Origin of the sequence: Acidovorax sp. Leaf78, assembly GCF_001422735.1 — a bacterium.
In the GTDB taxonomy this organism is placed as follows: Bacteria; Pseudomonadota; Gammaproteobacteria; order Burkholderiales; family Burkholderiaceae_C; genus Acidovorax.
Genome location: NZ_LMLZ01000019.1, coordinates 1 through 13,762, shown reverse-complemented (window position 1 = coordinate 13,762; position 13,762 = coordinate 1). Strand labels below are relative to the sequence as shown.

Genomic DNA, 13,762 nt, shown 5'->3' with positions numbered 1-13,762 from the left:
CTTCGATGAATCGCTTCATGGGGCACCTCGCTTGAATCGGGTGCCGTTATTTTAATTTTTAGCAGCGGTTTAGGGTTGGGTTTTCACACAGCCTCGGCCGATAGCTGCCATGTTAACGGTGGCTGGCCTCTCAGGTTTCGTCGCTGGTGCTGCTTGCTGTCGGCGGCTTGCAGCTGCATCCGGCTGGGTGGCTTGGTAGGGTTTGGTGGGTTTTGAAGGGTTTTTTTCCGACGAAACGCGAGCCAGTGAAAACGCAGCCGGGCAACTCGCAGACCAGCAGGCCGGGCGGGTTGGTGGGGTTTGTAGGCTTTGGGGGGTTTACCGACCGTCGAAGCGCGAGCAAGTGAAAACAGCTGCGGCCCGGATTGGCAGCCTGCGCGCCCGGGCCGACTGGTGGTGTTTGTAGGCTTTGAGGGGTTTGCCGACCGTCCAAGCGCGAGCAAGTGTTTTTTCTTCCAGCCGTGGCGAGCGGGTGGAACTGGTGCGCCGAAGCCTGGCTTTTGAGGCTGCTGCAGCCCCCGAGGCTGGGGGCATCTTCTTGGGGGCACCGACGCCTGTAAATGTGCCCCCAATTTGAAGAATCGTGCCCCCAAATGTGCCCCCAAATTGCGTAGATGGGTATGGACTGGCTCGGACTGCTGTGGACAGCTAAGATGCTGATTCCAAAGGAGAAATAAAAAAGTCCAGAAGAGTATGGACTCTTCTGGACTCGTTCGTGGTGCCCGGGGCCGGAATCGAACCGGCACGCCTTGCGGCGGGGGATTTTGAGTCCCCTGCGTCTACCAATTTCACCACCCGGGCTGGAATTCGTGAAGCCACAAATTATGGCACAGTAGGGCGCATGAAATATCCGACGATTGAAGATGCGGTTGGCAACACGCCGCTGGTCGCGCTGCAGCGCATTGGGGCCCAGGACAATGCCGCGCGCGGCAACGTGGTGCTGGGCAAGCTGGAGGGCAACAACCCGGCGGGCTCGGTGAAGGACCGGCCGGCGCTGTCGATGATCCGCCGGGCCGAAGAACGCGGCGACATCCGGCCCGGCGACACGCTGATCGAGGCCACGTCGGGCAATACCGGCATTGCGTTGGCGATGGCGGCGGCGATCAAGGGCTACCGCATGGTGCTGGTGATGCCCGAGGACCTGTCCATCGAGCGCGCGCAGACCATGAAGGCCTTTGGCGCAGAGCTGGTGCTCACGCCCAAGAGCGGCGGCATGGAGCATGCGCGCGATCTGGCCGAGGCGATGCAAAAGCGGGGCGAGGGCAAGGTGCTCGACCAGTTCGGCAACCCGGACAACCCGCGCATCCACTACGAAACCACCGGCCCCGAGATCTGGGAGCAGACCGGTGGGCGCATCACGCACTTCGTGAGCGCTATGGGCACCACGGGCACCATCACCGGTGTGTCGCGGTTCCTCAAAGAGAAGAACCCGGCCATCCAGATCATCGGCGCGCAGCCGGAAGAGGGCTCGCGCATCCCCGGCATCCGCAAGTGGCCGCAGGAGTACCTGCCCAAGATCTACGACGCGAGCACGGTGGACGAGCTGGTGTACGTGAACCAGGACAACGCTGAGGACATGTGTCGCCGCCTGGCGCGCGAGGAAGGCATCTTTGCGGGCATTTCTGCCGCCGGGGCTTGCTGGGTGGCGCAGCAGATCGCCGCGCGCGACAGCAACGCCACGATCGTCTTCGTGGTGTGCGACCGGGGCGACCGTTACCTGTCCACCGGTGTATTCCCCGCGTGATCTGGAAGAAGGCCGGCTGCCTGCCCTTCTTTTTTAATGAAAACGGCCGCTACCGCTGGATGAATGTGCGCAAGCAGCTATCAAAATAAGAGCATATGCACTACGAAACCCGCTACTGCACCCACTGCGGCACCGCGCTGCAGCCAATCACCCTGGCCGAAGACGGTGGCGACAAGGAGCGTCTGCGCTGCCCCGCCTGCGGATGGACGCACTGGAACAACCCCACGCCCGTGCTGGCCGCCATCGTGGAGGTGGACGGCCGGGTGCTGCTGGCGCGCAACGCGGCTTGGCCGGAGAAGATGTTTGCGCTGATCACCGGCTTCATGGAGGCGGGCGAGTCGCCGCAGGAAGGCATCGCGCGCGAGGTGAAGGAGGAAACCAACCTCGATGTGCTGTCCACCACCATGGTGGGGGCGTACGAGTTTCTGCGCATGAACCAAGTCATCATTGCCTACCATGTGGTGGCGCAGGGCGAGGTGCGGCTGTCGCCCGAGCTGGTGGATTACCGGTTCTATGACCTCGACAAGCTCAAGTGCTGGCCTGCCGGCACCGGCTATGCGCTGGCCGACTGGCTGCGCACGCGCGGGCACGAGCCGGTGTTCTTCACGGCCGAAGAAAATGAAGAACGCCGCCGGGGCCTGAACCTGCCGCCCAAAGACTGAAGCACAAGACAAGATACGGACACAACACCATGGACATCCACAAAGAAGTCGACACGCGGGGCCTGAACTGCCCCCTGCCCATCCTCAAGGCCAAGAAGGCGCTGGCCGACATGGCCAGCGGCCAGTTGCTCAAGGTGGTGGCGACGGACAGCGGCTCGCTGCGGGACTTTCAGGCGTTTGCCAAGCAGACGGGCAATGAGCTGGTGGAGCAGCAGACGGTGGGTGAGGAATACATCCACGTGCTGCGTCGGCGTTGAAGACCTGACGGGCGCACGCACGGAGGCACCGCAGGCGGTTCACGCCGCTGGGCGTCCTGTGCAGGGCTGGGGCCCGCTGGCGCACGCCCGGCCATCCACAAAAGAAACCCTCTCGCAGCGTTTGCTGGGAGAGGGTTTTTTGTTGTGCAGGCAGGGTGTTGTGACTGGGCCCCGGTCAGCTTTCGCTGCGCGGGGCAGGTGCGGTACCCGGCTTCGACAGGCTCAGCCCGAACGGGCGGGGTGATGGTGCGCCGGTGGGCCACCTCTGATTCCCGAGTCCTGATCCCCGGAGCCCGATCCCCGGGGTCTGATCCCCGGGGTCGCGCTTACGATTACAGCTCCAGCGCCTTCAGGTACTCACGGAAGTGCGCACCCACCTGCGGGTGGCGCAGCGCCAGTTCCACCGTGGCTTCCAAAAAGCCTTCCTTGCTGCCGCAGTCATAGCGCTTGCCCTGGTACTGAAACGCGTACACGGCCTCGTTCTGCATCAGGCGGGCGATGCCGTCTGTGAGCTGGATCTCGCCGCCCACGCCGCGCGGCTGGTTGCGGATCTCGTCGAACACGCCGGGCGTGAGGATGTAGCGGCCGGCCACGCCCATGCGGGACGGGGCCACGTCGGCCTTGGGCTTCTCGACGATGCGCTCGATGCGGATCAGTGGGCCCCCGGCGGATTCACCGGCCACGATGCCGTATTTGTGCACCTGGTCTTCCGGCACTTCCTGCACGGCGATGACCGAGCGGCCTTGCTGGCGGAAGGCCGCGGCCATCTGGGCCAGCACGGGCGGGCCGCCCTGGGGGCCGACCATCAGGTCATCGGCCAGCAGCACGGCAAACGGCTCCTTGCCCACCAGCGGTTCGGCGCACAGCACGGCATGGCCCAGGCCCAGCGAACGGGGTTGGCGCACGAAGGCGCAGTCCATGTCGTCGGGTTGGATGGAGCGCACCAGGTCCAGCAGCTCCTTCTTGCCGGCGGCTTCCAGTTCGGCTTCCAGCTCGTACGCGGTGTCGAAATGGTCTTCGATGGCGCGCTTGCTCCGGCCCGTGACAAAGATCATGTGGCGGATGCCGGCGGCGTAGGCTTCTTCCACCGCGTACTGGATCAGTGGCTTGTCGACCACGGGCAGCATTTCCTTCGGAGACGCCTTGGTGGCGGGCAAAAAACGGGTGCCCAGGCCGGCGACGGGGAACACGGCTTTGCGGACGGTGGTGGCAACGGTCATGGAGGAGGTTCCTTCGGGGATGTGAAGCAGTGAAATCGGGTGGTGGGGGCCGCCGCCAGGGCCGGCCCGCCAGCCCGAAGAGTATGGCGTCGGTTGTCAGCCCAGTCGTGTCAGTTGATCGCGCAAGCGGCCCAGCGTGACGCCGAAGTCGGCGATGCGCTTCTTTTCCTGGTCGATCACGGCAGGGGGTGCCTTGGCCACGAACGCTTCGTTGGAGAGCTTGTTGTGCGCCTTGGTGATCTCGCCGTCGGTGCGGGCGATCTCCTTGGACAGGCGGGCCTTCTCGGCCGCCACGTCGATCTCCATGTACAGGCACATGCGGGCATCGCCCACCACAGCCACGGGCGCGGCCTGCGCGGCAGCAGCCCAGGCGGCTTCGTCGTCGAACACCTTGACCTCGCTGAGCTTGGCCAGCGCCTGCAGCACCGGCGCCACACCGCGCATGAACTCGGTGTCGCCCACCACGTACATGGGCAGGCGGGTCGACGGCGAGACGTTCATTTCGCCACGCAGTGCGCGGCAGGCGTCCACGAGGCCCTTCACACGGCCCATATGAGCGATGGCGGCCTCATCGATCTTGTCCAGTTGCGCCTGGGGGTAACGGGCGATGCTGACCGACTCGCCGGCAATACCAGCCACCGGCGCCACCGTCTGCCACAGGGCCTCGGTGATAAACGGGATGATGGGGTGGGCCAGCCGCAGGATGGCTTCCAGCGTGCGGATCAGCGTGCGGCGCGTGGCGCGCTGCTCGGCCTCCGTGCCGTTCTGGATCTGCACCTTGGCGATCTCCAGGTACCAGTCGCAGTACTCGTTCCAGACAAAGTCGTAGATCGTGTTGGCCACGTTGTCCAGGCGGTACTCCGCAAAGCCCTTGGCCACCTCGGCCTCGGTCTTCTGCAGCAGCGACGTGATCCAGCGGTCGGCCTGGCTGAAGTGCATGTAGCCGTGGGCGGGGCCGCCGGGCTGGCATTCTTCCTTGGTGTGCTCTTTCAGGCCGCAGTCCTGGCCCTCGCAGTTCATCAGCACGAAGCGGCTGGCGTTCCAGAGCTTGTTGCAGAAGTTGCGGTAGCCCTCGCAGCGCTTGCTGTCGAAGTTGATGCTGCGGCCCAGGCTGGCCAGCGCCGCAAAGGTGAATCGCAGCGCATCGGCGCCGTAGGCCGGAATGCCTTCAGGGAATTCCTTTTGCGTGTTCTTGCGCACCGTGGGCGCAGTCTCGGGCTTGCGCAGGCCGGTGGTGCGCTTGTCCAGCAGCGGGTCGAGCGCAATGCCGTCGATCAGGTCCACCGGGTCGAGCACGTTGCCTTCGGACTTGCTCATCTTCTTGCCCTGCGCGTCGCGCACCAGGCCGTGGATGTACACGTGCTTGAACGGCACGCGGCCCGTGAAGTGCGTGGTCATCATGATCATCCGGGCCACCCAGAAGAAGATGATGTCGTAGCCGGTCACCAGCACGGTGCTGGGCAGGTACAGGTTGAAATCGTCGGTGGGTGCGTCACCTTGCTCAGGCCAGCCCATGGTGCTGAACGGAACGAGCGCGGACGAGTACCAGGTGTCGAGCACGTCCTCGTCGCGGCGCAGCGTCTTGCCAGGGGCCTTGGCCTGCGCCTCGGCTTCCGTGCGGGCCACGATCACGTTGCCGTCTTCGTCGTACCACGCCGGGATCTGGTGGCCCCACCACAGTTGGCGGCTGATGCACCAGTCCTGGATGTTGTTCATCCACTGGTTGTAGGTGTTGACCCAGTTCTCGGGCACGAACGTCACCTCGCCCGTGGCCACCGCGTCGATGGCCTTTTGCGCGATGCTCTTGCCCGTGGGGTCCTGCTCGGACACCTTGCTCATGGCCACGAACCACTGGTCGGTGAGCATGGGCTCGATGACCTGGCCGGTGCGGGTGCAGATGGGCACCATGAGCTTGTGCTTCTTCACCTCGACCAGCGCGCCGATAGCTTCCAGGTCGGCCACCACGGCCTTGCGGGCCACGAAGCGGTCCATGCCCTGGTACTTGGGCGGCGCGTTCTCATTGATGGTGGCCTGCAGGGTCAGCACCACGATCATCGGCAGCTTGTGGCGCTGGCCCACGGCGTAGTCGTTCTGGTCGTGCGCAGGAGTGACCTTGACCACGCCCGTGCCAAACTCCTTGTCCACGTAGTCGTCGGCGATCACCGGGATCTGGCGGTCGCACAGCGGCAGGTTCACCATCTTGCCGATGAGGTGGGTGTAACGCGCGTCTTCAGGGTGCACCATCAGGGCCACGTCGCCCAGCATGGTTTCGGGGCGGGTGGTGGCCACCGTGAGGCTGCCCGATCCGTCGGCCAGGGGGTAGGCGATGTGCCACAGCGAGCCATCTTTTTCTTCGCTCTCGACTTCCAGGTCGGACACGGCGGACTGCAGCTTCGGGTCCCAGTTCACCAGGCGCTTGCCGCGGTAGATCAGCCCCTGCTCGTACAGCTTCACGAAGGTGTCTGTCACCACCGTGGACAGCTTGTCGTCCATGGTGAAGTATTCACGGCTCCAGTCCACGCTGTCGCCCATGCGGCGCATCTGCGTGGTGATGGTGTTGCCCGACTTTTCCTTCCATTCCCACACCTTGCTCACGAAGTTCTTGCGCGCCTCGGGCGGGGTCGGGCCCATGTCGTAGCGGCTGATGCCCTGTTCCTGCAGCTGGCGCTCCACCACGATCTGCGTGGCGATGCCCGCGTGGTCGGTGCCCGGCACCCACGCCGTGTTGAAGCCACGCATGCGGTGGTAGCGCGTGAGGCTGTCCATGATCGTCTGGTTGAACGCATGGCCCATGTGCAGCGTGCCTGTCACGTTGGGCGGCGGCAGCTGGATGGAGAACGCGGGCTCGCCCGCCTGGGCGGCGCCGGTGCCCCGGAAGCCCGCTACGCCGTAGCCACGACGCTCCCATTCGGGGCCCCAGTGGGCTTCCAGGGCGGCGGGTTCAAAAGACTTGGACAGGCTGTCGAGGCCGGTTTGTTGCAGGGGCGAGCTCATGGGTATGGGGCAGTGGGACCGGGCGGCCACGCTGTGCGGCGCCGGGTCGGACAAGATGGACCGGGCATTTTACGGGAGCGCAGCCACTGCCCCGGCGCCGTGGGGCTGCGGGCTGTCCGACCGTTCATCCAGCGTTTCTATCCAATTGTTACCTTGTGCCTGCGCCTGCAGCCACAGCGGTGCCGATAATCGCCGCCCATGGAGCGAGGGAAGGCCGCAGCGAAGCAGGCCGGGCTCCATGCAAGAGAGCACGCGCGTGCTCTTCGGATCACTACATACAACACGGTGGACTACCGGCCCGAAAGGCGGCGCGCAAAAGCGCCGGTTTCGGGCATTGGGCCGCCACAACACACGTCCGAACCCATGACAGCAGTTCCATCTTCTTTCCGCACGGCCCTGGCCAAGGTCTTCGTGTACGCGCTGCTCGCGCTGTTCCTGGTGCCGGCGGGGACGTACTTCTTCAGCGGCTACGCGCAGCGCGACCAGGACGCGGGTTTCGTGGCCGGCATCAGCCAGCGCATCGACGCCGAAAAGGGCATGCCCGCGGCCGAGAAGCTGGCGCGCAAGGACTACTACCGCCTGAACCCGCCGTCCACCATCTGCGGCAGCACCGACCCCGAGGCGCAGGACTACCGCGAGGCGCTGTGCGAGCGGTACTCGGACGTGTGGCAGTTCAACATGGCGCGCAAGGTGTCGTTCTGGACCCTCGTGGCCAGCGCCTTGCTGCTGTTGTCGGTGCTGGGCCTGGGCGCGCTGGCGTTTGCCGACCGCACCTTGCAGTACACCAGCTTCGTCACCGGCTGGCGCCTGACCACCTGGGCCAGCGCGGCGGCGCTGGTCGTGCAGGGCACGATGGCGGTGTGGCTGTCGTTCTGGGTCACGGCCTTCTTCTTTCACAAGTACTCGCCCAAGCTGATCATCATCGTCGGCCTGGCCGTGGCGGCCGGGGTGTTCGTGGCGGTGGCGGGCATCTTCAAGCGGGTGCATTCCGAAAGCCGCGCCGTGGGCGAGCTGGTGTCCGAAGAGGATGCACCGCTGCTGTGGAAGCGCATACGCCACATGGCCGAGCGCCTGAAGACTGAGCCGCCGCAGCACATCGTGGCCGGCATCGACGCCAACTTCTTCGTGACCGAGGCCCCGCTGGCCGTGGGCGACAAGCTTCTGACCGGCCGCACGCTGTTCGTCAGCCTGCCGCTGCTGCGCATCCTCGATCAGTCCGAAGCCGACGCGGTCTTCGGCCATGAACTGGCCCACCTGCGCGGTGGCGACACCAGAAGCAGCGCCCGGCTGGGGCCCAAGCTCGTGCAGTACGACCACTACCGTCACGCCATGCGCACCGGCGGGCTCACGGCCGTCGTCTCGCCCGTGCTCGACCTGTACCGCATGATCTTCGAGATCGCGTTGGCCCGCGACAGCCGCGAGCGCGAGTTCAAGGCCGACCGCATCGCCGCCAAGCTCATCACCCCCGCGGCGATCGCGCAGTCGCTCGTCAAGATCGCGGCGTACGCGCAGTACCGCCACAAGATCGAGGACGAACTCTTTGGCCGCAACGAGCGGCACGACCAGGCCACGCTGGGCATCGCCAGCTTCGTGGCCCAGGGCCTCGCGCCGTATGCTGCGTCGGACGACTTCCTGGCCGCGATGAAGACCGCCAACGTGCCCCACCCCTACGACTCGCACCCCGCCATGCCGGAGCGGCTGCGCAACGTGGGCATGGCCCTGAAGGAGCAGGACTGGGGCAGCATCGCCGTGCGCGTGCCTGCGGCCACCTGGGTGCAGCAGATCCTCACGGCCGACGCCATCGAGCAGCGCCTGTGGAGCGACTACGAGCAGCAGTTCGCGCAAGACCACGAGCGCAGCCTGGCCTACCGCTACGAGCCGGCCAATGACGCAGAGCGCGCCGTGGTGCTGAAGTACTTCCCGCCGGTGGTGTTCACGCTCAAGGGCAGTGACACCGTGGAGATCAGCATCGACGGCATCCGCACCAGCGCCGACGAGACCACCGTGTTCTGGGACGCGGTGAAGGCGCTGGAGTACAAGGAAAGCAGCTTCGGCAATGCGCTCATCGTGACCCACCCCGACAAGGGCGCGTTGGGCACGGCCAAGACCACGAAGATCAAGCTCGGCGGCCTGGCCAAGCAAAAGGACGAGTTCAACGCAGCGGTGAGCCACTACTGGCAGCGGCACCAGATCATGCGGGCGCATCAGCAGGGCGGCTGAGCCACCACGGAGCGCCTGCGGGAGCGCCCCATTGCCCGTTAGAGGGGAGGCGCTTTTGGACGGCTGGGAATGTGCCGGCGAGCGCTGGCTGTGGGTGCAGCTCGTGTCTTATCAGCTGTAGCCGCCAGCAGCCTGCCCGCGCCGGACGTCGATTTTGTTTGCTACGCTTTTTATAGCTGGTAGCGCTTGCCTACCAAGCGGTAGAGCACTTTTTCATCACAAGCGCGTGCCAGCCGGGCGCCCCCGGGCCATCGCATCAGCCCTGTGCGTACTCCGGCCGGTCGTTCTGCTGCGGCTTCAGGGGCTGGGCCGCCTTGCCTTCGGCGCGCTCCTTGCGCCACTGCTCCTTGCGCGCCGTCCACTCCTTCAGGCGCGCATGCGCCACCGTGCTGTCCTTTTCCATGGCTTCTTCATTGGCCAGCTGGGCCGACAGCTCCAGGCGGATGCCGTTGGGGTCGAAGAAGTAGATGCTCTTGAAGATGTGGTGGTCCGTCACGCCCAGCACCTCGATGCCGTGGGCCTGCAGGCGCTGCTTGGTGTTCTCCAGCTCTTCGATGGTGTTCACGCGGAAGGCGATGTGGTTGACCCACAGCGGCGTGTTGGGCGAAGGCTCGGCTTTCACGTCGTCACCCAGGTCGAAGAAGGCGATGAACGAGCCGTCCTTCAGGCGAAAGAAGAAGTGCGTGTACGGGCAGTACTCGCCGGTGCTGGGCACGTGGTCGCTCTGGATGATGTGGTACAGCGGCAGGCCCAGGATGTCTTCGTAGAAGTGGCGCGTTTCCTCGGCGTCGCGCGCCTTGTAGGCGTAGTGGTGCAGTTGCTGGATGGCAGCGGGCGCGGGCAGGGTGGCCAGGTCGGGCTTCAGGACGGCATTCATGCGGTGTCTCCTCAGATGGATGCTTGCAATTCTACTATTCGTAATCAATTTACGTTAAGTTAATTTTTGGGGGCGACGAGTTTGCGGTACAGTCCGCATCCGACCATTGCCCCACCCACCGAGGCCCGACTCCCATGCGCCTGTAAGCCCCTTCAAGCCGTTCCCCCGCTTGCCTTTGCGAAGGCCAGGGGGCTCTCTGTCTTGTCTGGAGTGCTTTGGCATGGCGACACCTTCACGGGGCACATCCGCCCCTGGCAGCCGCAGCGCTGCCGCATCCACCCTCAGCAGCCGCAGCGCTGCCGCAGCTTCAGCTGCTCATCCTTCTTCGGGTTTTTCATCGTCTGCCGTCTTGACGGCTTCTTACGCAGCTGACGGCGGCGCGCCGCCGCATCCGCGTGCCGGCGCCAGCGTGCTGCAGTTTCGCGACGTCACCTGGGGCCCGCCTGGCGGGCATGCGCTGTGGGCGCGCCCCCTGACCGTGGCCGTGGGCCGCGGCGTGACGGGCATCGTGGGTGCCAACGGCAGTGGCAAGAGCGTCTTCCTTCAGTTGGCGTCGCGTGCGCTGCAGCCGGCCAGCGGCGTGGTGCTGGGCCAGCCCTCGGTGCACGCGGTGGCGCAGGAGGTCGCCGCCGCGGCGCAGGCCACGGTGGCCGACATCGCCGGCCTGGGGCCGGTGCTGGGCGCGCTGGCGCGGCTGGCGGCCGGGGAGGGGTCTGCCGACGACGTGCTGGCGGCCGATGGGCGGTGGGACTTGCCCGCGCGCTGGCAACAGGCGCTGCAGGCGCTGGGCCTGGCCCACCTTCAGCCAGGGCACGCGGCCCGGCAACTCAGTGGCGGCGAACGCATGCGGGTGGCGCTGGCGGGCGCTTTCTTGTCGGGCGCGGACCTGCTGGTGCTGGACGAGCCCACCAACCACCTCGACCGCCCCGCCCGCCGCTGGTTGATGGAGTCGCTCGGCCAGTGGCCCGGCAGCGTACTCGTGGCCAGCCACGACCGCGAGCTGCTGGGGACGGTGGGCAGCATCGTGGCGCTGTCCCCGGCCGGGTTGCAGCGCTATGGCGGCAACTGGGCCCTGTACCAGGCGCAGCGCCAGGCCGAAGCCGCAGCCGCCCAGGCGGATCTGGACCACGCGCGCACCGAGCGCGAGCGGGCCCTGCGCACGCTGCAGCGGGACCACGATGCACAACTGCGCCGCGCGGCCCGGGGCCGCGAAGTGGGGCGCACGGCCAACCAGGCGTCCGTGCTGCTGGACCGCCAGAAGAACAACTCCCAGGCCCACGCCGGCCGCGAGCACGAGCGCCAGCAGCAGGAGCGGATGCGCCTGAACGACGCGGTGCGCGAGGCGGCCTCGCGCCTTCCCGCACAGGCATCGGCCACGCTGGTGCTGCCGCAAAGCGCTGTGCCCGCGGGCAAGCAGGTGCTGGCGTTCGAACAGGTGGTGGTGCCCCATGCCGCACCCGGCCAGACGCCGCTGAATGGTGTGTGGAGCGGGCCGGTGCGCATCGCGGTCACGGGGCCCAACGGCTGCGGCAAGAGCAGCCTGCTGCGGCTGATCGCGGCGCCGGGCGAGGTTGCGGGCGGCAGGTCGGGCAACGTCTCGGGCAATGTTTCGGGGGATGTGTCGGGCAACGTGTAGGGCAACGTGTCTGGGGGCCGCGTGTTGCGCAGCGTGCGGGCCGCCTGGCTGGACCAGCACAACACCGACATGCTGCCGCCCGGGCGCAGCGTGCTCGCGCAACTGCAGGCGCTGGGCTCGCCCTTGCCCGAGGCTGCGTTGCGCACGCACCTGGCGCAGATGGGGCTGGGGGCGGACAAGGTGCGGCAGCCTTCGGACCAGCTCAGCGGTGGCGAACGCATCAAGGCCGCGCTGGCCTGCGCGCTGTGGGCGGGCGAGCCGGCGCAGATGCTGCTGCTCGACGAGCCCACGAACCACCTGGACATGGCCGCCGTGGAAGCCCTGCAGTCAGCGCTGCAGGCCTTCACCGGCGCCTGGATCGTGGTGTCCCACGACCACGCCTTTTTGCGTGCACTGCAGCCGGATGTGGTGTGGGCGTGGCGGCCGCAGGGCTGGGACCTGGATGCGTCGCTGGACGTCGCCTGAGCGCACACCGGGCAGTTGGCGCCCCAGATGCCCACGGTGGCGCGCCCCAGAAAAAAGCCACCCGCTGCGCTGACGCTGCGGGTGGCTTCTGGGCCAAGACGCCAGCAGCGCCTTGGAGGCAGTGACGACCGTGATTACTGCTTCACGGCTTCGATCTGCACCACGAGGCGCACGTTCTTGGGGAAGCCCCATTCCACGCCGTAGTTCATGCCCCACTGGGTGCGGTCGATGGTGGTCTCGAAGTCGCCGCCGCACACTTCGCGCTTGAGCATCGGGCTGTCGTAGCAGTTGAACTGCGTGGCCTTCAGGGTCACGGGGGCGGTCTTGCCCAGCAGCGTCAGTTGGCCGGTCACTTCGCTGACCTTGTCGCCGTTGAAGCTGAACTTGTCGGACACGAACTTGATGGTGGGGTGCTTGGCAGCATCGAACAGGTCAGGGCTTTGCAGGTGCTTGTCGAACGGAGGCGTGCCCGAGTTCACCGAGGTGGTGTCGATGGAGATCTCCACCTTGCCGGTCTTGGCTGCGCGGTCGAACTCCACCGTGCCTTGCTTCTTGTCGAAGCGGGCGCGGTTGGTCGTGGCACCGAAATGGCTGATCTCGAACGTCACGAAGGTGTGCGTGGGGTCGATCGCGTAGTTGGCGGCCTGGGCGGCGCCAGCGGTCATGGCAGTGGCGGCGGCGACGGCCAGCAGGGAGAACAGGGACTTGCGCATGCGAAAACTCCTTAAAAGGAAAGGTTCAGGGATGAAGGAACACGAATAAGTTTGAGTTGTCAGCTCACGCCCCAAACAGGCATGGCCGAGGCCAGCGCTCCCGCGCAAGGGCCGCCCCGCCGCGCTGGGAGCGTCCCCCTCCCGCATTGCGCAGCAATGCGAGAGAGGGGGAAGGCGCGGAGCGACTCAGGGGGAGCTTCATTCAAATCTTGCCCACGCCGGTGAGCGCGAGCTTGAACTTGACGGTCACGTCGTCGGCCACCATCGAGGTGTCGGCCCACTCGTTCTCGCCGATCTTGAAGGCCAGGCGCTTGATGGGCAGCGTGCCGGTGGCCGTGGTGGTGGGACCGCTTTGCGTGAGCGTCACGGGAACGACCACGTTCTGGGCATTGCCCTTGATGGTGAGCTTGCCGGCCACTTCGAACTTGCCGCCGCCCAGTGCCTTGATGGCGGTGGACTCGAACTGCGCCTGCGGGAACTTGGGCACGTTGAACCACACGGGCTTGGGCAGCTCGGCATCGGTTTCCTTGGAGCCCAGCGTGGCGCTGCCGGTGTCCACGGTGAGCGCGATCTTGCTGGTGGCCAGCTTGGCCGGGTCGAACGCCACCTGGGCGCTGAACTTCTTGAAGTGGCCATCCAGCGGCACGCCCATCTGGCGCGCGGTGAACTGCACCTCGCTCTGGGCGGGCACGAGTTGCTGCTGGGCCATGGCGGCCTGGGCGCCCACGGCGAGGGCGGCGCCCAGCACGATGCGGGAGAAGGCGGAAGACAAGTTCATTCGGAAACTCCGATCAAAGATTGTTGGAAAAGAGAGCAGTGCCGAGATGTGCCACTGACGGATGACTGGGGCGAGCACTCGCCAGCGCACCCGTGGATCCGGCTTGTATGGTGGAGGTGTTGGGGTGGAGGGCCTGAATACCGGCTATCGGCTTTGACCGACTGGCAAAGATAGCCCCCACCCCGCCCCTGAGCGT

At 66.1% G+C, this 13,762-nt stretch carries 11 protein-coding genes and 1 tRNA gene; 6 read left to right on the top strand and 6 right to left on the bottom strand.

Annotated features, from left to right (window positions below; genetic code table 11):
* Positions 1 to 716: 716 nt before the first annotated feature.
* Positions 717 to 801: transfer RNA gene (locus tag ASF16_RS11815), tRNA-Leu, on the bottom strand.
* Between the two features lie 40 nt (positions 802 to 841).
* Between ASF16_RS11815 and cysM the strand changes: the two genes are divergently transcribed.
* From cysM to ASF16_RS11800, 3 genes are all read left to right on the top strand, one after another.
* Positions 842 to 1,744, top strand: a complete 903-nt coding sequence (gene cysM, locus ASF16_RS11810) for a cysteine synthase CysM (protein ID WP_056167059.1) — start codon at positions 842 to 844, stop codon at positions 1,742 to 1,744.
* A 95-nt stretch (positions 1,745 to 1,839) separates the two neighbouring features.
* Positions 1,840 to 2,406, top strand: a complete 567-nt coding sequence (locus tag ASF16_RS11805; protein WP_056167057.1) for an NUDIX domain-containing protein — start codon at positions 1,840 to 1,842, stop codon at positions 2,404 to 2,406.
* A gap of 29 nt (positions 2,407 to 2,435) precedes the next feature.
* On the top strand, positions 2,436 to 2,663 hold the full coding sequence (locus ASF16_RS11800) for a sulfurtransferase TusA family protein (protein WP_056167055.1): 228 nt from the start codon (positions 2,436 to 2,438) through the stop codon (positions 2,661 to 2,663).
* Between the two features lie 332 nt (positions 2,664 to 2,995).
* On the opposite strand, the gene galU is transcribed toward ASF16_RS11800, so the two are convergent.
* Complete coding sequence (gene galU / locus ASF16_RS11795) at positions 2,996 to 3,883, bottom strand: UTP--glucose-1-phosphate uridylyltransferase GalU (protein WP_056167053.1); 888 nt, start codon at positions 3,881 to 3,883, stop codon at positions 2,996 to 2,998.
* Between the two features lie 96 nt (positions 3,884 to 3,979).
* Entirely contained in the window at positions 3,980 to 6,877 is a 2,898-nt protein-coding gene (locus ASF16_RS11790) for a valine--tRNA ligase (protein WP_056167051.1), read from the bottom strand.
* A gap of 363 nt (positions 6,878 to 7,240) precedes the next feature.
* Between ASF16_RS11790 and ASF16_RS11785 the strand changes: the two genes are divergently transcribed.
* On the top strand, positions 7,241 to 9,097 hold the full coding sequence (locus ASF16_RS11785) for a M48 family metallopeptidase (RefSeq protein ID WP_056167048.1): 1,857 nt from the start codon (positions 7,241 to 7,243) through the stop codon (positions 9,095 to 9,097).
* A gap of 256 nt (positions 9,098 to 9,353) precedes the next feature.
* On the opposite strand, the gene ASF16_RS11780 is transcribed toward ASF16_RS11785, so the two are convergent.
* Positions 9,354 to 9,974 (bottom strand): VOC family protein, encoded by a 621-nt coding sequence (locus ASF16_RS11780; protein ID WP_056167046.1) that lies wholly within the window; start codon positions 9,972 to 9,974, stop codon positions 9,354 to 9,356.
* A gap of 349 nt (positions 9,975 to 10,323) precedes the next feature.
* Here ASF16_RS11780 and ASF16_RS11775 point away from each other — a divergent pair, with 349 nt between their 5' ends.
* Positions 10,324 to 11,610 carry an ATP-binding cassette domain-containing protein gene (locus tag ASF16_RS11775; protein ID WP_235507346.1) on the top strand — a complete coding sequence of 429 codons (1,287 nt, stop codon included), beginning with the start codon at positions 10,324 to 10,326 and terminating at the stop codon, positions 11,608 to 11,610.
* A gap of 6 nt (positions 11,611 to 11,616) precedes the next feature.
* Positions 11,617 to 12,075 (top strand): ATP-binding cassette domain-containing protein, encoded by a 459-nt coding sequence (locus tag ASF16_RS26745; RefSeq protein ID WP_235507345.1) that lies wholly within the window; start codon positions 11,617 to 11,619, stop codon positions 12,073 to 12,075.
* Between the two features lie 134 nt (positions 12,076 to 12,209).
* On the opposite strand, the gene ASF16_RS11770 is transcribed toward ASF16_RS26745, so the two are convergent.
* Together ASF16_RS11770 and ASF16_RS11765 are read right to left on the bottom strand one after the other, a co-directional pair.
* Positions 12,210 to 12,788: a YceI family protein gene (locus ASF16_RS11770; RefSeq protein WP_056167043.1), complete on the bottom strand. Its 579-nt coding sequence runs from the start codon at positions 12,786 to 12,788 to the stop codon at positions 12,210 to 12,212.
* Positions 12,789 to 12,990: 202 nt separating this feature from the next.
* On the bottom strand, positions 12,991 to 13,566 hold the full coding sequence (locus ASF16_RS11765; protein WP_056167040.1) for a YceI family protein: 576 nt from the start codon (positions 13,564 to 13,566) through the stop codon (positions 12,991 to 12,993).
* Positions 13,567 to 13,762: the final 196 nt, after the last annotated feature.